16 protein-coding genes and 2 pseudogenes are annotated in these 18,031 nt (G+C 69.2%); 8 read left to right on the top strand and 10 right to left on the bottom strand.

The features are described 5' to 3' along the window. Nucleotides 1–72 precede the first annotated feature (72 nt). The 6 genes and pseudogenes from ID554_RS25335 to ID554_RS25310 all read left to right on the top strand — a co-directional run. A complete protein-coding gene (locus ID554_RS25335; protein WP_223884706.1) occupies nt 73–1,170 on the top strand; it encodes a LacI family DNA-binding transcriptional regulator in 1,098 nt (365 codons plus the stop codon). Between the two features lie 36 nt (nt 1,171–1,206). Continuing rightward, nucleotides 1,207–2,502, top strand: coding sequence for an ABC transporter substrate-binding protein (locus ID554_RS25330; RefSeq protein ID WP_117230715.1), 1,296 nt, complete (start codon nt 1,207–1,209; stop codon nt 2,500–2,502). A 69-nt stretch (nt 2,503–2,571) separates the two neighbouring features. After that, nucleotides 2,572–3,543, top strand: a complete 972-nt coding sequence (locus ID554_RS25325) for a carbohydrate ABC transporter permease (RefSeq protein WP_117230716.1) — start codon at nt 2,572–2,574, stop codon at nt 3,541–3,543. Then, complete coding sequence (locus tag ID554_RS25320) at nt 3,544–4,428, top strand: carbohydrate ABC transporter permease (protein ID WP_117230717.1); 885 nt, start codon at nt 3,544–3,546, stop codon at nt 4,426–4,428. After that, nucleotides 4,425–6,656, top strand: a complete 2,232-nt coding sequence (gene yicI, locus ID554_RS25315; RefSeq protein ID WP_117230718.1) for an alpha-xylosidase — start codon at nt 4,425–4,427, stop codon at nt 6,654–6,656. The genes ID554_RS25320 and yicI overlap by 4 nt, the downstream gene beginning before the upstream one ends. 55 nt (nt 6,657–6,711) lie before the next feature. Continuing rightward, nucleotides 6,712–7,002: pseudogene (locus ID554_RS25310) on the top strand (family 1 glycosylhydrolase); the annotation flags it as partial. A gap of 442 nt (nt 7,003–7,444) precedes the next feature. On the opposite strand, the gene ID554_RS25300 reads toward ID554_RS25310, so the two are convergent. After that, the gene (locus ID554_RS25300) at nt 7,445–8,038 is read right to left on the bottom strand and encodes a nucleotidyltransferase family protein (RefSeq protein WP_117230719.1); all 594 of its coding nucleotides are present in this window, start codon (nt 8,036–8,038) and stop codon (nt 7,445–7,447) included. Between the two features lie 383 nt (nt 8,039–8,421). Here ID554_RS25300 and metK point away from each other — a divergent pair, with 383 nt between their 5' ends. Further along, nucleotides 8,422–9,615 carry a methionine adenosyltransferase gene (metK, locus tag ID554_RS25295; protein WP_191088627.1) on the top strand — a complete coding sequence of 398 codons (1,194 nt, stop codon included), beginning with the start codon at nt 8,422–8,424 and terminating at the stop codon, nt 9,613–9,615. Between the two features lie 155 nt (nt 9,616–9,770). On the opposite strand, the gene ID554_RS25290 is transcribed toward metK, so the two are convergent. The 4 genes and pseudogenes from ID554_RS25290 to ID554_RS31955 all read right to left on the bottom strand — a co-directional run. Beyond that, the gene (locus tag ID554_RS25290; RefSeq protein ID WP_117230567.1) at nt 9,771–9,995 is read right to left on the bottom strand and encodes a hypothetical protein; all 225 of its coding nucleotides are present in this window, start codon (nt 9,993–9,995) and stop codon (nt 9,771–9,773) included. After that, nucleotides 9,970–10,284 carry a hypothetical protein gene (locus tag ID554_RS25285; protein WP_147333566.1) on the bottom strand — a complete coding sequence of 105 codons (315 nt, stop codon included), beginning with the start codon at nt 10,282–10,284 and terminating at the stop codon, nt 9,970–9,972. Before ID554_RS25285 ends, ID554_RS25290 begins: the two co-directional genes overlap by 26 nt. Before the next feature lie 79 nt (nt 10,285–10,363). Beyond that, nucleotides 10,364–12,052, bottom strand: a complete 1,689-nt coding sequence (locus tag ID554_RS25280) for a bifunctional 3'-5' exonuclease/DNA polymerase (protein WP_117230569.1) — start codon at nt 12,050–12,052, stop codon at nt 10,364–10,366. A 56-nt stretch (nt 12,053–12,108) separates the two neighbouring features. Beyond that, nucleotides 12,109–12,234 (bottom strand): annotated as a pseudogene (locus ID554_RS31955) (VOC family protein); the annotation flags it as partial. Between the two features lie 171 nt (nt 12,235–12,405). Here ID554_RS31955 and ID554_RS25275 point away from each other — a divergent pair. Beyond that, on the top strand, nt 12,406–12,663 hold the full coding sequence (locus ID554_RS25275) for a type II toxin-antitoxin system Phd/YefM family antitoxin (protein WP_117230570.1): 258 nt from the start codon (nt 12,406–12,408) through the stop codon (nt 12,661–12,663). 157 nt (nt 12,664–12,820) lie between these two features. Here the strand turns inward: ID554_RS25275 and ID554_RS25270 are convergent, their stop codons facing one another. The 5 genes from ID554_RS25270 to ID554_RS25250 are packed head-to-tail and all read right to left on the bottom strand — an operon-like array spanning nt 12,821 to nt 17,914. After that, nucleotides 12,821–13,783 (bottom strand): carbohydrate ABC transporter permease, encoded by a 963-nt coding sequence (locus ID554_RS25270; protein ID WP_117230571.1) that lies wholly within the window; start codon nt 13,781–13,783, stop codon nt 12,821–12,823. A gap of 13 nt (nt 13,784–13,796) precedes the next feature. Continuing rightward, on the bottom strand, nt 13,797–14,738 hold the full coding sequence (locus ID554_RS25265; protein WP_117230572.1) for a carbohydrate ABC transporter permease: 942 nt from the start codon (nt 14,736–14,738) through the stop codon (nt 13,797–13,799). Nucleotides 14,739–14,776: 38 nt separating this feature from the next. Continuing rightward, the gene (gene ngcE / locus ID554_RS25260; RefSeq protein WP_117230573.1) at nt 14,777–16,180 is read right to left on the bottom strand and encodes an N-acetylglucosamine/diacetylchitobiose ABC transporter substrate-binding protein; all 1,404 of its coding nucleotides are present in this window, start codon (nt 16,178–16,180) and stop codon (nt 14,777–14,779) included. Nucleotides 16,181–16,205: 25 nt separating this feature from the next. Continuing rightward, the gene (locus tag ID554_RS25255) at nt 16,206–16,955 is read right to left on the bottom strand and encodes a sugar isomerase domain-containing protein (RefSeq protein WP_117230574.1); all 750 of its coding nucleotides are present in this window, start codon (nt 16,953–16,955) and stop codon (nt 16,206–16,208) included. Continuing rightward, the gene (locus ID554_RS25250) at nt 16,952–17,914 is read right to left on the bottom strand and encodes a MurR/RpiR family transcriptional regulator (protein ID WP_117230575.1); all 963 of its coding nucleotides are present in this window, start codon (nt 17,912–17,914) and stop codon (nt 16,952–16,954) included. The genes ID554_RS25255 and ID554_RS25250 overlap by 4 nt, the downstream gene beginning before the upstream one ends. Nucleotides 17,915–18,031 lie beyond the last annotated feature (117 nt).

Genomic DNA, 18,031 nt, shown 5'->3' with positions numbered 1-18,031 from the left:
TGACCTACCTTCTGCCGAACCGCTTAGTCGAAGCGTTTCGACGAGCTTGCGAGGGAGGTGCCCGTGGCCACCATGCAGGACGTGGCACGCCTCGCCCGGGTCTCGGTCAGCACCGTGTCGTACGTGCTGACCGGCACCCGCCCGATCTCGCAGGCCACCCGGGACAAGGTCCTCGCCGCGATGGCCGAGCTGGACTACCAGCCCAACGCCATGGCGCGTGGGCTGGCCAGCCGACGCAGCCGGATTCTCGGGCTGCTGCTGCCGATGGACGAGCGCGGTCTCGGCGCCACCGAGACCGCCTTCGTCACCGGCGCGGCGGCCGCGGCCGGCGCGGCCGGCTACCACCTGGTGCTATCCCCCATCGGCGTCGGCGACCTCGACGAGCTGCGCCGGTTGGCCAGCCAGCGGATGCTCGACGGCGCGCTGCTGATGGAGGTGCAGCTGCACGACCTCCGGGTGGACGTGCTGCGGGAGGTCGGCGTACCGCTGGTGTTGATCGGTCGCACCGCCGACACCACCGGCCTGTCCTACGTGGACATCGACTTCGAGCAGACCGTCCAGGAGGCCGTCGGTCACCTGGTCAATCTGGGTCACCGCCGGATCGTGTACGTCAACCACTCCGCCGACACCCTCGCCGAGGGCTACGGCCCGGCGCTGCGTACCCGGGACGCGTTCACCACCGCGATGACCGGACACGGCCTGGAACCGCTGATGATCCCCGCCGAGGACAGCGCCGCCGGGGGTCGGGCCGCGCTGGACACCGCCCTTCGGCAGGCACCCGATCTGACCGCGATCCTGGCCATGAACGAGAACGCCGTGTTCGGCCTGCTCGGCGAGCTGGCCAACCGGGGCCGCTCGGTCCCCGACGACGTCTCGGTCGTCTCGATGGTCACCTCACCTCAGGTCGCCGAACTGGCCACGCCCGCGCTGACCGCGATGAGTTCGCCCGGCTCGGCGGTGGGCCGGATCGCCATCGAGACGCTGCTGCGCCATCTCGACGGCGGGCGGGGCGAGATCCAGCAGCAACTGTTGCCGTGCGCGTTGGAGGTCCGGGGTTCCAGCGCTCCGCCGCGCACGGCCGACGAGAGTGACACGGGGGCCGGCGGCGACCAGCCGGCTCCGGGCAACGAAGCAGCCCGCCGTCGCGCTGCCACGCGACGACGGGCTTGAGGAGTACCGGCTCGATACTCACCAGGGAGACTAGCAATGCGACGATTCCGCAGCGTAGCCGTGGCGGCCACGGTGGCCGCGCTCACGGCGACGAGCCTGGCCGCCTGCGGCGGCGACGGGGACGACAGCGGGGCGAACGTCCTCAAGCTCTGGCACTACGAGAGCGCGAACAGCGCGATGGGCATCGCCTGGGACCGGGCGATCGAGATCTTCTCCGACGAACACCCCGGGGTCGAGGTGCGCTTCGAGCGCAAGGCGTTCGAGCAGATCCAGCAGAACGCCGGCATGATCATCAACTCGGCCGAGGGCCCCGACATCATGGAGTACAACAAGGGCAACGCCACCGCCGGGCTGCTCTCCTCGCAGGGCCTGCTCACCGACCTGACCGCCGAGGCCACCGAGCGCGGCTGGGACAAGGCGCTGAGCCCCAGCCTGCAGACCACCGCCCGGTACGACAAGGGCGTGATGGGCTCGGGCAACTGGTACGGCGTACCCAACTACGGCGAGTACGTGATGGTCTACTACAACAAGGAACTCTTCGCCGAGCACGGCGTGACCGTCCCGACGACGCTGGCCGAGATGACCGCCGCGATGGACACCTTCGTCGCCAAGGGCGTCACGCCGCTGGGCATGTCCGGCGCGGAGTACCCGGCCGGTCAGCTCTTCTACCAGCTCGCGCTCTCCCGCGCGGACCGCGACTTCGTCAACGACTACCAGCTCTACGCCAACCCGGTGGACTTCAAGGCCGACCCGCTCAGGTACGGCGCGGAGACCTTCGCCGAGTGGGTCCGCAGGGGCTACATCGCCAAGGACTCCGCCAGCCTCAAGGCCGAGGACATGGGCACCTCGTTCATCTCCGGCAAGGTCCCGATGATCGTCTCCGGCAGCTGGTGGTACGGCCGCTTCAAGAGCGAGATCTCCTACGACTGGGACAGCTTCCTCTTCCCCGGCAACACGATGCACGCCGGCTCCTCCGGCAACCTCTGGGTGGTCCCGGAGACCAGCAAGGCCAAGAACCTGGCGTACGACTTCATCGACATCACCATGCGGCCCGAGATCCAGGCGCTGATCGGCAACAACGGCGGCGTGCCGGTGGCCGGCGACCCGGCCGCGATCAGCGACGAGAAGGACCGCAAGCTGATCGAGAACTTCAACACCATCAGCGGCCAGGACGGTCTGGCCTTCTACCCGGACTGGCCGGTACCCGGCTACTACGACGTGCTGGTCTCCGGCTTCCAGGGCCTGATCAACCAGTCCAGGTCGCCCGAGCAGGTCCTCGACGCGATCGCCAAGCCCTACCAGGACGGCGTCGCGGAGATCACGCGCGACTGAGCGGCGGCCGGGGCGGGCGTACCCGTCGGCGTCACCCGAGGCGCCCGCCCCACCCTGGAAGGACCTCCCATGGCAGTGCCCGACACCGTCGCCGCCCGCCCGGGGGCGACCCCGTCTCCCCCGACGGGCAAGACCCCGCGCCGACCCCGACGCCCCGACGCCGGCTACTGGCTCTACCTGTTGCCCGGCGCGGTGATGTTCCTGCTCGTCATCGGCGGCCCGCTGATCTACACCGGCTACCTCTCCCTGACCAGGTGGTCCGGCGTCGGCGACCCCAGCTTCATCGGCCTGGACAACTACCGCACCCTGCTCACCGACGACGTCTTCTGGACCTCGTTCCGCAACACCATCGCGATGATCGTCGCGATGGTGGTGCTGCCCACCCTGATCGGCCTGGTTCTCGCCGCCGTTCTCTTCGACACCATCGGACGCCGGTTCCGGCCGCGTACCGCCGCCGCCCTGCGGGCCGCCTTCTATCTGCCGCAGGTGCTGCCGGTCGTGGTGGCCGGCATCGTCTGGGGCTGGATCCTGCGACCCGACGGCGCGCTCAACGGGCTGTTCGACGCGATCGGGCTCGGCGCGTTGAGCCACGACTGGCTCGGCGACCCGGGCACCGCACTGCCGGTGGTGATGGCGGTGATGATCTGGGTGCAACTCGGCTACCCGGTGGTCGTCTTCATGGCGGCGCTGGAAAGGGTCGACCCCGAACTCTACGAGGCGGCCGAGATCGACGGCGCCGGCTGGTGGCGTCGGTTCCGGGCGATCACCCTTCCGCAGATCCGGCCGGAGACCTTCGTGGTCGGCCTGACCTGCACCATCGCCGCGATGAAGGTGTTCGGCCCGATCTACGCGCTGACCCGGGGCGGGCCGGAGAACGCCACCAACGTGCCCTCCTACTTCGCCTACTTCACCTTCTTCAAGCGGCTCAACGTCGGCTACGGCTCGGCGATCTCGATGGTGCTGACGCTGATCATCGTCGTGGTGGCGGTGCTGTTCATCCGGGCGCAGAACCGCGCCGAACGACGGGACGGAGGGCTGTAGATGGCCGTCACGCTCACCCCGCCCCGCGCAGGCGGGCGTACCCGCCGGGTGCCCGACCGGCACCACCGGGGCGTCACCCGCTGGATCGTGCTGGCGCTGGTCACCGTCGCCGCGCTGGTCATGCTGGTGCCGTTCGCGTTCATGCTGCTCAACGCGTTCAAGTCGCCCGGCGACTACTCGAACAACGGCCCGCTGAGCTGGCCGACCGAGTTCTACACCACCGGGCTGCGCACCTACTGGGAGCAGGTCGACTTCCCGGTCAAGCTGTGGAACTCGATCCTCATCTCCGGCTCGGTCGCGGTCCTCGCCGTGGTCGTCTCCCTGCTCAGCGCGTACGCGCTCGGCATCGGACGGGTCCGCGGCCGACTCTGGATCATCGGGCTGTTCCTGCTGGCCAACATGCTGCCGCAGGAGGCCCTGATCTACCCGCTCTACCACTTCGCCAAGGAGGCCGGGCTCTACAACACCCGACTGGCGGTGATCATCATCTTCACCGTCATCCAGGCCGCCTTCGGCACGTACCTGCTCGCCTCCGTGCTCAGCACCTTCCCGCGCACGCTGCTGGAAGCCGCCGCGCTCGACGGGGCCGGCAAGTGGCGGATCCTGTGGCGGGTGGTGCTGCCCAACGTCCGGCCCACCATCTCGGTGCTGCTGGTCTTCTTCTTCATCTGGACCTGGAACGAGTTCCTCATCCCCCTGGTCATGCTGATCGACAACCAGACCCAGACCGTGCCGGTCGCGCTCGCCTCGTTGCAGGGCGACCGACTGATGGACGCCCCCACCACCAACGCCGGGGCGCTGCTCAGCCTCCTCCCGGCCATCCTGTTCTTCCTCGTCTTCCAGCGCACCCTCGCGCGCGGCATCACGGCAGGAGCCGACAAGTGAAGTTCACCGACGGATACTGGCAACTGCGTCCCGGGGTGAGCGTGCTGCGCCCGGGCACGGTCGAGTCGGTGGAGCCGGACGAGCGGTCCTTCACCGTCTTCGCCCCGATCGGGAAGATCACCGGGCGCGGCGACACCCTCAACCGCCCGGTGGTCACCGTACGCTTCTTCTCCCCCGCCCCCGGCGTGGTCGGGGTGACCGTCGGGCACCACTCCGGTGGGCTGCCCAAACAGCCCCGTTTCGCCCTCGCCGACACCACCGCGCACCCGGTGCAGGTGGACGTCACCGGGCTCAGCGCGCGGCTGACCACCGGTGAGCTGACCGTACGGGTCGCGCTGACCGGCCCGTGGCGGGTCGACTTCCTGCGTGGCGACCGGCTAGTCACCTCGTCCACCGAACGCAGCATCGGCGTGGTCACCGACGCCGAGGGCCGCAAGTACGTGCACGACCGGCTCTCGCTCGGCGTCGGCGAGACGATCTACGGCCTGGGCGAGCGCTTCGGCGCGTACGTCAAGAACGGCCAGACCGTCGACATCTGGAACGCCGACGGCGGCACCGCCAGCGAGCAGGCGTACAAGAACGTGCCGTTCTATCTCAGCAGCGCGGGCTACGGGGTGTTCGTGGACCATCCCGAGCACGTGTCGTTCGAGGTGGGCTCCGAGGTGGTGTCGCAGACCCAGTTCAGCGTGCCGGGGCAGTCGCTGACGTACCACGTGATCGACGGCCCCACCCCGAAGGACGTGCTGCGCCGCTACACCGCGCTGACCGGCCGCCCGGCCTGGGTGCCAGCCTGGTCGTACGGGCTGTGGCTGTCCACCTCGTTCACCACCTCCTACGACGAGAAGACGGTCACCGAGTTCATCGACGGGATGGCCGAGCGGGACCTGCCGCTCTCGGTGTTCCACTTCGACTGTTTCTGGATGCGGCAGTTCCACTGGGTCGACTTCATCTGGGACCCGGCGACCTTCCCCGACCCGGAGGGGATGCTGCGCCGGCTGCACGAACGCGGCCTCAAGGTGTGCGTCTGGATCAACCCGTACATCGCCCAGCGGTCGTACCTGTTCGAGGAGGGCCGGCAGGCCGGCTACCTGGTCCGTAACCCGGACGGGTCGGTCTGGCAGTGGGACAAGTGGCAGGCCGGGATGGCGCTTGTCGACTTCACCAACCCGGACGCGGCACGCTGGTACGCCGACAAGCTCAAGGTGCTGCTGGACATGGGCGTCGACTGCTTCAAGACCGACTTCGGCGAACGCATCCCGACGGACGTGGTGTGGCACGACGGCGCCGACCCGCAGCGGATGCACAACTACTACGCGCACCTCTACAACAAGGCCGTCTTCGAACTGTTGACCGCCGAACGCGGCGAGGGCGAGGCGGTGGTCTTCGCCCGATCCGCCACCGCGGGCGGGCAGCAGTTCCCGGTGCACTGGGGTGGCGACTGCGAGTCCACCTTCGTGGCGATGGCCGAGTCGCTGCGCGGCGGCCTGTCGCTGGCCGCCTCGGGCTTCGGTTACTGGAGCCACGACATCGGCGGCTTCGAGGGCACGCCCGACCCGGCGGTGTTCAAACGGTGGATCGCCTTCGGGCTGCTCTCCTCGCACTCGCGGCTGCACGGCTCCGGCTCGTACCGGGTGCCGTGGGCGTACGACGAGGAGGCGGTCGACGTGTTGCGCCGGTTCACCCGGCTCAAGATGGCACTGATGCCGTACCTGGCGGCAGCCGCCGACGAGGCGCACCGCGAGGGCGTACCGGTGATGCGGCCGATGGTTCTGGAGTTCCCGGACGACCCGACCGCCGCGTACCTGGACCGGCAGTACATGCTCGGCCCGGACCTGCTGGTCGCGCCGGTGATGAGCGCCGACGGGCAGGTCACCTACTACGTGCCGGCCGGCGCATGGACCCACCTGACCAGCGGCGCGCAGGTCACCGGCCCGGGCTGGGTCACCGAGAAGCACGGCTTCGACAGCGTCCCGGTGCTGGCCCGGCCCGGAGCGGTCATCCCCTTCGGTACGGTCACCGACCGGCCCGACTACCGCTGGGCCGACGGCGTCACGCTGCGCCTGTACGCTCCCGCGCCCGGGCAACGGACCCGGGTACGGGTGCCGGCACCGGACGGCGGGCCCGGCACCGAGTTCGAGGTGTACCACCACGACGGGACGGCCACCGCCGAGGTGGTGGCGGGCGACTCGTCGGGGTACCGCTGCGAGGTCACGGAGGTGACGAAGTGAGTGTCGTCGTGTTCCCGAGGGCTTTGTCTGGGGGTCGGCCACGGCGGCGTACCAGATCGAGGGCGCGGCGCGGGTCGACGGACGCGGGCCGTCGATCTGGGACACCTACAGTCACACACCGGGACGCACCCTGAACGGGGACACCGGCGACGTCGCCGCCGACCACTACCACCGGTGGGAGTCCGACCTGGACCACATCGCCGCGCTGGGGCTGGACGCCTACCGATTCTCCATCGCCTGGCCCCGGGTGCAGCCCGGCGGCTCGGGCCCGATCAACCAGGCCGGGGTGGACTTCTACTCCCGGCTGGTGGACGGGCTGCTGGAGCGCGGTGTCCAGCCGGTCGCCGAGGTCGGCGGCGCGACATGGCAGCCGGACAACGACACCGGGCCGTGGATCCGGTTCTGCCTCAGCGCCCACCATCAGCAGGCCCAACTGGTCCGGCAACGGATCGACCAGGCCGCCCGCCTGTGGGATCTGCTCGACGGCTGGGTCGGCCGACACGCGCTGCCCGAGCGGGTCGTCAGCGCCCTGCAACTGGCGGCGACCGGCGGCCGGGTCCGCCGCACGGTGTACCAACACGACGAGGCCCTCACGGACGACCAGGCCGTCCGTGACCTTGGGGCGCTGGTCAAGGTGGGCCTACTCGAACAGCGTGGCCAGACGCACGGTAGGCGCTACGTCGCCTCGGCGACGCTCCGGGACTTGGCCGCACCGGCACTACGCCCCAAGGAGATCGTCGACCCCTACCAGCGGTGACCTGTCCCGCCCGGCACAGCCAACGGGCCGGTCAGACGCCGACGCGTTGCTCCGGCACGGTCAGGCCGTACAACGCCATCAGCTCCGGGGTGTCCACCCGGCTGCCGTCGGCCACCGCGTCGCAGGCGATGTCGACGATCTGGTCCTTGTGCGCCAGCAGGTAGGGCCGGGCACCGACGTCGGCACTAGCCAGGGTGGCGATGCCCGGCCAGTGCCGGCGGCCGAACAGCATCGGGTAGCCGCGCAGCCCGTTGTAGGTGGCACAGACCAGCACGTCGGGGAAGGGCAGCGCGGTGACCCGGCGGATCGCCTCGGCGGTCAGCCCGGGCATGTCGACCGGGACCACCACCGCCGCCTCCACCCGGTCGTCGTCGATCCCGGCCAGGCCGGCGCGGATGGACGAGCCGACCCCGGTGCCCCACGCCCGGTTGACCACCACCGTGGCCCGGTCCAGGTGCGCGGTGTCGCGGACCTGGTCGGCAGCGGCCCCGAGGACGACGACGATCTGCCCGCAGCCCGCCTCCGTCAGCGTGTCGATCATCTGGTCGACCAGCGGTCTGTCCCCCTGGTGCAGCAGGGCTTCGGGGCCGCCGATCCGACGGCCACCTCCCGCAGCGATGATCATTCCTGCGATCCGGTTCAGAGCCACGTTCCCTCCAGAGTGGGACCGGGTGAGCACCGTGGCGCTGTCCGTCCCGTCCGACGCACATCGTTTGCAACGACCACGGCGCAAGGAGAGTGGCGGGGCAAATCGGATAAATTAGGTAACTAGCTCATCCTTCGGCATGCGTCGGACGTATCCGACAGTCGACGCCGACCGCTCCTGACACAACTCGGCCTTCTCGTCAAGGAGTCGGTCGGCCGCAGCGCCCCCGCTCGGTCGTCCACGCCCGCATCCCCGAACACATGGACTCGCCGCCACCGGTCGCCGCATGGCAGGCTGCGCTAACGGGTGCTTCCACGGAACGCCCCATCCACTGACCCCGTATCGCTCTGGGAAGGACAAGCGTGTCACGCCGCCTCTTCACGTCCGAATCGGTCACGGAAGGCCACCCGGACAAGATCGCTGATCAGATCAGTGACGGTATTCTCGATGCCCTGCTCGCTCAGGATCCGCATAGTCGGGTGGCGGTGGAGACGTTGATCACCACTGGTCAGGTGCATGTGGCGGGTGAGGTGACGACGAAGGCGTACGCCGACATCCCGTCGATCGTGCGGGAGACGATCCTGGGGATCGGGTACGACTCGTCGAAGAAGGGGTTTGATGGGGCGTCGTGTGGGGTGAGTGTGTCGATTGGGGCGCAGTCGCCGGATATTGCGCAGGGTGTGGATAGTGCCTTCGAGTTGCGGACGGGTTCGTCGGAGTCGGCGTTGGATGCGCAGGGTGCCGGTGATCAGGGGATGATGTTTGGTTTTGCGTGTGCGGAGACGCCGGAGTTGATGCCGTTGCCGATCGCGTTGGCGCATCGGTTGGCGCGTCGGTTGTCGGCGGTGCGGAAGGTTGGTTCGGTGCCGTATCTGCGTCCGGATGGTAAGACGCAGGTGACGATCGAGTATGAGGGTTTGCGTCCGGTTCGGTTGCACACGGTGGTGGTGTCGTCGCAGCATGCGGCGGACATCTCGTTGGAGTCGTTGTTGACTCCGGATGTGCGGGAGCATGTGATCGGGCCGGAGTTGGAGGGTTTGGGGTTGGATACTGAGGGTTATCGGTTGTTGGTGAATCCGACGGGGCGGTTTGAGATCGGTGGTCCGATGGGGGATGCCGGTTTGACGGGTCGGAAGATCATCGTGGACACGTATGGCGGGTATGCGCGGCATGGTGGTGGGGCGTTTTCGGGGAAGGATCCGTCGAAGGTGGATCGGTCGGCGGCGTACGCGATGCGGTGGGTGGCGAAGAATGTGGTGGCGGCGGGGTTGGCGGAGCGGTGTGAGGTGCAGGTGGCGTATGCGATCGGTAAGGCGCATCCGGTGAGTTTGTTCGTGGAGACGTTCGGTACGGAGACGGTGCCGGTGGCGTCGATTGAGAAGGCGGTGTCGGAGGTGTTCGATCTGCGTCCGGCGGCGATCATTCGGGATCTGCATCTGTTGCGTCCGATCTATGGGCAGACCGCGGCGTATGGTCATTTCGGTCGGGAGTTGCCGGACCTGACGTGGGAGAACACCGATCGGGCCGCCGACCTCAAGTCGGCCGCAGGAGCCTGACGAGAAGCACGAGAGCCGGTCCCGGCGGCTGCCAAAGCCGCCGGGACCGACGCCGTCCGGGGCTGCCCCGAAAGGCACCGGCCGCACCCGACACCCGGCCGTCCGTGTCGGACGGTCGGGCCGGTGCGGCCGGTGACCTGGTGGTCCTCAGGTTGTCAGTGCAGGTTGGTGTTGGTGGCGCGGGTCATGTCGACAAGTGCCTTCATCTTCGGCAGCCCCTCGACGTGGCTGCCCGCCTTGATCCGGCCCGACCAGTGGTCGTACCGGTCGCTGAGCTGCTCCAGGCTAAGGCTGGCGGCGCTGACGATGCAAGCGCTGACCGGGTCCCGAGGCTTGCCCTCCACCTCGACCTGCTCACAGTCGACGCCGTAGCGCGACATGTTCTTTCAGCTGGCCGCCGAACTCCTCGTCGGTGAAGCCCATCAGGGTGGAGAGGATGCCGACCGACTTGCCGAGCCCCTCGAAGAGGATCTTGTTGCTGTCGGTCTTCTGCTTCTCGGCGTTGCGGGTCGCCTCGTCCGGGGTGTTGCCGTTGACGACGTAGGTCGTCGAGTAGTGGATCACCTCGGTGGTCCGGGTGTTCGCGTTCTGGTCCAGCACCTGGAGCACCCGGGTGGCCCGCTGCTGGACGAACAACCGAAAGCGTGGAAGAAACCGCAGGTGAGACACGGTCAGCCGACCCTTTGCCACAATGCTTGGAGATCGAAATCGGGGTGAACTCTGCGCGACGGGAATGCAGCCGACCCGCCTATGCCGCGTCGGCATAGCACTCCACCACCGACAGATCCAGCGGGAACCGCACCGCGGTCTCGCCGAACAACAGCGCGGCGGCCCGCCGCCCGGCCCGGTCGACCGCCTCGGCGACCCGCTCGGCCTGCCCGGCCGGGCAGTGCACGATCACCTCGTCGTGCTGGAAGAAGACCAACTCCGCGTCGGTGCCGGTCAGCTCGCCCCGCAGCACCGCGAGCAGCGTCGAAGCCCACTCGGCGGCGGTGGCCTGGATGACGAAGTTGCGGGTGAACCGCCCCCGCGACCGGGCCGCCCGGGCCCGGGGCGACTGCGGGTCACCGGCCGAGTCCGGGTCGGACGGCCCGTCGTCGCCCGCGCCGAAGCCGGCCGTCCCCGGCGGGCAGGTACGCCCCAGCCACGACCGCACCAGGCCGCCCGCCTCACCGGTGCGGGCCGCCGCCTCGACATGGCCGAACGCGGTCGGGTAGTTGCGCCGCAACACCGCCAGGGCCGGCACCGCCTCGCCGCCCGTCTGCCCGTACATCGCCCCCAGCAGGGCGAGCTTGGCGCGACCCCGGTCACCACCGAACGCGTCCCGGGCCAACGCGGCGTACAGGTCACCGGTGGCACCGGCTGCCGCAAGCCGGGCGTCGCCGGACACCGCAGCCAGCACCCGCGGCTCCAGTTGCCCCGCGTCGGCCACCACGAACCGCCACCCCGGGTCGGCCACCACCGCGCGACGGATCACCTTCGGGATCTGCAACGCGCCACCGCCCCGGGTCGCCCACCGGCCCGACACCACCCCACCGGGGACGTACTCCGGCTGGAAGCGCCCCTCGCGTACCCAAGCGTCCCGCCAGGCCCGGCCGTGTGCCGTCCAGATCCGGTAGAGCTCCTTGTACTCCAGCACCAGCGGCACCGCCGGATGATCCACCCCCCGCAACACCCAGGCCCGGGTGTTCGGCAGCTCCACCCCGGCCCGCGCGAACGCCCGCAGCAGCTCCGCCGGGCTGTCCGCGTGCACCTGCCGTACGCCGAACGCCTCGGCGATCCGCGCGGCCAACTCGGCCAGCCGGCGGGGCGGCCCGCCCACCGGAGACGGCTCCCCGAGCAGTTCTGCCAGGATCGCGTCGTGCACGTCGGCCCGCCAGGGCAGGCCGGCCGCGCCCATCTCGGCGGCGATCAGCGCACCGGACGACTCGGCGGCCACCAACAACCGGAACCGCCCCGGCGCGTCGGTCGCCGCGATCCGGCCGAGCTGGTCCGCGTACACCCCGGCCAACGCCGTGATGCCCGGACCCGGCGGCCCGGGCACGGCGTCGAAGAGCGCGCCCTGCCCACCGCCCGGCGGGGCGGCCACACGCGGCGGCGGATCGGCCGGCACCGGCGCACCGGTCAACCGCGCCCACGCCGCCGCCAGCGCCCGGGGTTCGCCCCAGCGGCCGGCGTACCCGAGCAGCAGCGCCTCGGTCAGCTCCACGTCGTGACACCGCGCGACACGGACGCCGGCCCGCAGCAGCGCCGGATAGAGCGTGGCGCCGCAGGCCCAGACCCAGCGCGGCGAGTCGACCCGCTCCCGGACGGCCACCGCGGCGGCCAGGTCGGCGACGGGCTCCGGCGGCCCCACGGCGGTGCCCGCGGGGTCGAGGGGTTGCAGCACTCCCCCACCCCGCTCGTCGGGCGCCACCGCCACCAGCACGAACGGCATTCTTCCGTCCGGGTGCGACAACCCGGCGGGCACCTGCCCGCGGGACCGGAGCAGAGTCAGTCGGCGTTCGACCACGAACGGTGGGACAGTGCGAGGCGGTAGCCGTCCGGATCCTCGACGGTGATCCCCCACCGGTCCCAGTAGGCGCCCTGGGAGACCCGGCGACCGCCGGCGGATTCGAGTCGGGAGCGGCGAGATCACGGGACGGTCGGGCGATACGGATGCTCGCGGCAGGGTCGATCATGATTGCTCCCTCGGCAGGCCGAGAGCATCGTGCAACCTCAACCAATGTCGAGGTCAAGTTCCTCGACCGGCGCAGCCGGGTGGACTCACCTGTTAGCCAAGGAGGTCAGATGGGAAGTGAGGCTGCGGCCCAGTTCAACATCCACGAGGCCAGGACGAACCTGTCGCGGATCATCGAACGCGTCGAGCACGGCGAAGAGATCGTGATCAGTCGGGCCGGCCAACCGGTCGCAAAGGTCATCCCGCTCGTGCGCCGGGTCAATCGCACCGCACGCGGATCCCTGCGCGGCAGGGTGGTGTTCTCGGACGACTGGGACTCTTCTGAGGTGAACGACAGCATCGCAGACGACTTCGGCACGACAGCGTGACGCTCCTGCTCGACACCACCCGCGACTCCGTCGTACAGAAGTACGACGTACCGGTGCTGGCGGTCTGAGCCGAACTGTTACCTGCGACCAGACGCCGGCCATCTCACTCGGCCGCTGTCCGTCCCCGACCCGACGGGTCGGGGACGGACGGTGTGGGCTACTTGCTGACGCCGGCGGTGAGACCGGACTGCACCTGGCGCTGGAAGACGATGTAGACGATCAGCACCGGCAGCATCGCCATCGTCACCCCGGCGAACAGGCCGGACCAGTCGGAGCGGTAGCCCTGGTTCACCGACAACTCGATCAGGCCCTGGGAGATCACCTGGTTCTTCGGCTCACCGGCCACCGACTGCATCAACAGGGTCGGCAGGTACCACTGGTTCCACTGACCGAGCACGTTGAAGATGCCGATGCTGATCAGGCCGGGCTTGGCCATCGGAAGCATTACGTTGAAGAACAGTCGACTGTGCGAGGCCCCGTCGACCATGCCCGCCTCCGCGATCGCGGTGGGCAGCGTCCGGAAGAACGAGTGCATGAAGAAGACGGTGAACGCCAGCGACCACGCCACGTAGACCAGGATCAGCATCAGGTGCTTGTTCGGGCCGAGGAACGGCAGCACCACACCGGTGTTGTGGACGCCCTTGAACAACGGCACCGCAGCGAGATAGATCGGCAGGGTCAGGCCGGACAGGAACATGTAGTAGATCAGCCGGTTGCCGCGGAACTCGTAACGGGCGAGCACGTAGGCGGCCATCGAGCCGAGCAGCATGGTGAGGAACACGCTGCCGGTCAACACCAGCACGGTGTTGAGGAAGAAGTCGCCGATGCGGCCCTCGGTCCAGGCCCGGGCGAAGTTGCCCCACTGCAACTGCTCCGGGATCAGCGACAGCGGCCTGCGGATCACCTCCGAGTCGGTCTTGAGCGCCGACATCACCACCCACAGCAGCGGGTAGATCACCATGATCGCCCAGACGGCGAGGAATAGGTGCGAGAAGCCGTTGAAGAACCGTGCCCCGGCACGACCGCCACCTACGGCGGCACGCTCGGCCGGCGTACGCCCCGGTGGCGGGGCATGGTGGGGCCCGGCCGGTCCACCCGGGGTGTGGGTCACCGTGCTCATCGTCCAGGTCTCCTCAGTACTCGATCCGCTCACGACGGGTGATCCGGAGCTGGAGCGCGGCCAGCAGGATCGTGAAGATCGCCAGCGCCACACCCATCGCGCAGGCGTAGCCGAACTGGCCCTTCTGGAAGGCGGTGAAGTTCAGCACCGACGCGAAGATCTCGCTGGCGTGGTTGGGACCGCCCTGACTGGGTGTCATCACGAAGACCAGGGCGTACATGTCCAGGGCGATGAAGCCCAGGTAGACCCAGGCCACCGAGACGGTGTCCCGCAGCAGCGGCAGGGTGATCCGGAAGAAGGTGTGGAAGCGTCCCGCACCGTCGAGGATGGCCGCCTCGTACACGTCCTTCGGGATCGACTGCATGGCCGCCGAGAACAGCACCATGTAGAAACCGGCGCCGCTCCAGACCGCGATCAGCAACAGCCACCACAGCACCGCCGGTACGCCGAGGAAGGGCTCCGGGTCGTACACGAAGGTGATCGGGTCTTCCTCGCTGACCAGCCCGATCTTCATCAGGACGCCGTTGATCAGGCCCTGGCTGTCGGCGCGGTAGATCTGCTGCCACATCACCGCGATGACGACCAGGGACAGCACCTGCGGGAAGAAGAAGATCACCTTGTAGAAACCGGAGCCGAAGACGCCCCGGACGCCGGCCTTGTCCTCGCGGCCGCCCACGTTGAGCAGGAACGCGAGGAACAGGGCCAGCGCGATGGTGAACAGCGGCACGGTGATCAGGAAGAAGACGTTGTGCCAGAACGCCTTTCTGATCAGCTCGTCGGAGAACAGCCGGATGTAGTTGTCCAGCCCGACGAACTGCTGCCTGTCGGAGTAGCCTCCCCAGTCGGTCAGCGAGTACCCGGCAGCCTGCAGGAAGGGCCACACCACGTAGAAGACGTAGAGCCCGACCGGCAGTGCCAGGAAACCCGTGACGAAACGCGCAACACCGTGCCGCATTTCTCCCACTTCCTCGTTCGGTTAGGTCCGGGCGGCTGTCACGCGTCGCGGGTCTGCTTGGTGATGGACGAGTCCTTGGCCACCTTGTCGGCGGCAGCCTGCATCTTGTCGACGAACTGCGCGGCGGTGAGCCGGCCGGCCATCAACTCCTGGGAGAGGTTCTGGCTCTCCTTGTCCATGTCCGCGTAGAAGTTCCAGAACTTGATCGAGACCAGGTCCTTCGGCGCGTTCTTCATCAGTTCGTTGGCGCTGGCCAGGGCCGAGTCCTGGACGTTGTCGCCGGAGCCGACGGTGGAGGCGAGCGACTTGGTCAGCTCGGCGAACTTCGCCGAACCGGCCTTGGAGAGGACGGCCCGCAGGAACTCCTTGGCCGCCGCCTTGTTCGGGGCCTTGCTCGGCACCACGATGCCCTCACCGGCACCGGCATAGACGTCGTTGGGCGCCTTGTCGGTGGCGCCCAGGCCCCAGTAGTCGGAGATCTTCATCTCGAAGCCCGGCGGGATGGTCGCCGCCATCTCGTTCTTGAGCCAGGTGCCGACCTGGATGAAGGCCGCCTTGCCGTCGAGCCATGCCTGCTGCGACTGGGTGTGGTCGAGCCTGCCCGGGAGCACCAGCTTGTCCTTGACCAGCTTCTCCCACACCTCCAGAGCGGGCAGGATGCCCTCGGCACGCCAGGCGTTCTCCTTGAGGTTGTCGATGTCGATGACCGCCTGCTTGCCGGCCGACTTCCAGATGGTGGCCATCAGCGCCCAGCGCGGGTAGTAGCCGTGCACGGCGTCGTAGACGTACGGCGACATGCCCTTGGCCTTGATCTTCGGAGCCAGCGCGAAGAACTCGTCGAAGGTCTTCGGCGGGGTCCAGCCTTCCCGGTCGAACAGGGCGGAGTTGTACCAGTTGCCCCAGACCGTGTAGGCGATGTTCACCACGAAGAACTTGCCCTGGAAGGTGCCGTCGGCGACCGTCCCGGGCAGCAGGGTATCGGCGACGGTGCCGCCGCCTTCCCAGGCCGGGGCGGCGAGCAGGTCGTCCAGCGGCTCGATGGCACCCTCGTTGACCAGGGTGCTGACGTCCATCATGTCGGCGCCCGAGTTCATCACGACGTCGCTGGGCGTGGTCGCCATCTTGGGCTGTTCTTCGGTCTTGATCTTCTGGGTGGAGCTCATGTTGACGGTGACGTTCGGGTGCTTGGCGTTGAAGATCGCCTGGTCCTCCTTGGCCCAGGCGTCACCCAGTCCACCGTTGAAGATGACCACCTTCACGGCGCTGCCGTCCTGCACGCCGAAGGGGTTGTCGGTGCTCTTCTCCCCGGCGTTGTCGGTGTTCTCGCTCGGCGTGCTGCCCGCGCAGGCGCTGAGCAGACCCACGGCCGGGGTCACCAGGAGGCCCGCGGCGGCCGCGCGGCGCAGCAGGGTCCGGCGGTTCAGATCGGAGGAAACGGACATCTCTGACTCTCCTTGTGGTGTCGGGTCAGGCGGTGCGCCGGAGACGTCCGGCGTACCGCGACTCGAGGGCGAGGTTGTGCTCGTCCCCACCGGGGACGTTGGCGGAGAGGTAGATAGGGGGTGCCTCTCCGGCCTGGTGGAACCGTCGTACGACCTCCGCTGTCAACAGCTGCGCCAGCAGCGCCGAGGTGACCGAGGAGACCGCACAGACCGCGCCGCCGCCCTCGAGCGGCAGCAGTGCGTCGCCGTACGGCGCGCCGTTGTCCAGCACGACGTCGGCGAGATCGACGAGCCGCCGGCCGGACGGATGGCGCGGGGCGACCCGTCCGGTGTGCTCGACCGAGGTGACCGCGATCAACGGGTGACCGCGACCGGTGACCAGCAGGGCCAGTTCGACCACCGAGCCGTTGATGCCGGACTGGGACGCCACCACGAACACGTCCTGCGGCTGCGGCGCGGCGATCTCGTAGAGCTGGTGGGCGATGGCCGGGTCGCGCTCCAGCTTCGGGTCGGCGAGCACGTCACGCGGGGCGTCGCCGTGCAGCACCAGGTCGTGCAGGGAGATCCGGTTGGAGGGCACCAGCCCGCCGGCCCGGGCCACCAGTTCGGCGGCGAACGCCTCGGAGTGCCCGGCGCCGAACGCCTGGAGCACCCCGCCGTCGCGCAGGCTGGCGGCGATCAGGTCGGCCGCCCGGCCGAGCGGTTCGGCCTCCCGGTCGACGAGCCGGTCGAGGACCGGACGGACGGCGGCCGCGTACCCCTGGGCGCTGATCATGCGCTGGCTCCCCTCGCGGCCTTGTGCCCGTCTACGGCCTGGGCGGTACGCCGGAAGGCCGCGTGGGCACGGTCGTGGGTGCGCTGGGCGACCGCGATGTAGAGCAGGTCGAGGACGACCAGTTGCGGATGCCGGGCCGACAGCGCGTCCGGGCGGAACGTGGTGGCGTGGCTGGCGGTCAGCAGCACGATGTCGGCCAGTTCGGCCAGCGGCGAGCGGCGGAATCCGGTCAGCGCGATGGTGGTCGCGCCCCGGCTGCCGCCCTCGGCCACCATCTCGATGGCCTCCCGGGTCTGGCCGCTGTGCGAGATGCCCAGCGCGACGTCGCCCGGTCGCAGCAGCGCGGCGGAGGCGAGCCCGGAGTGCACATCGTTCCACGCCCAGGCGGCCACCCCGATGCGGTGCAGGCTGAACTGCATCTCCTCGCCGACCAGGGCGCTGCCGCTGGCGCCGAAGATGTTCACCCGGCTGGCCCCGGCGATGGCGGTCGCGGCCCGCTCCACCTCGCCGAGGTCGAGCAACGCGGCGGTGTCGTGCATGGCCCGGGTGTCGGCCGCCATGATCTGTTCCAGCACCCGGTCCAGCGGGTCGCCGGGCTGGATCTCGCGTCCGATGTCGACCGTCCACCCGGCGGACCGGGCCCGCCCGGTCTCGGCGGCGATGCCCAGCCGCAGGTCGGCGTAGCCGTCGAAGCCCATCGCCCGGCAGAACCGGGTGACCGTGGCCGGTGACGTGCCGCTGCGCTCGGCCAACTCGACGATGGTGGCCCGGGCCGCCGCCTCCGGGTCGCTGAGGACGTGCTCGGCGACCCGGCGCAACGCGCCGGTCAGCTCGTCGGCCCCGCTGCGCACCCGAGCGAGAATCCCGCCCGAGGCGACGCCGAGGGCGCCCCGCCGGTCAACCCGGTCGGCGTCGGCCACCGCGGTGCCCGCGGAGGTGTCCGCCTCGTGATCAACCATGGGACGCCTTTCGGAAAAGACTGTTAACTGATAGTGGTAAAAGTTCTTACTGAAGCCACCTCCGTGTCAAGACCGTGGGCGAAGTTTTCAAACTGTTACCTGGGGCACAGCGTCGGG

The sequence above is a fragment of the Micromonospora craniellae genome (assembly GCF_014764405.1).
In the GTDB taxonomy this organism is placed as follows: Bacteria; Actinomycetota; Actinomycetes; order Mycobacteriales; family Micromonosporaceae; genus Micromonospora; species Micromonospora craniellae.
The sequence above is the reverse complement of the archived record's forward strand: the minus strand, read 5'-3'. Positions and strand labels throughout refer to the sequence as shown.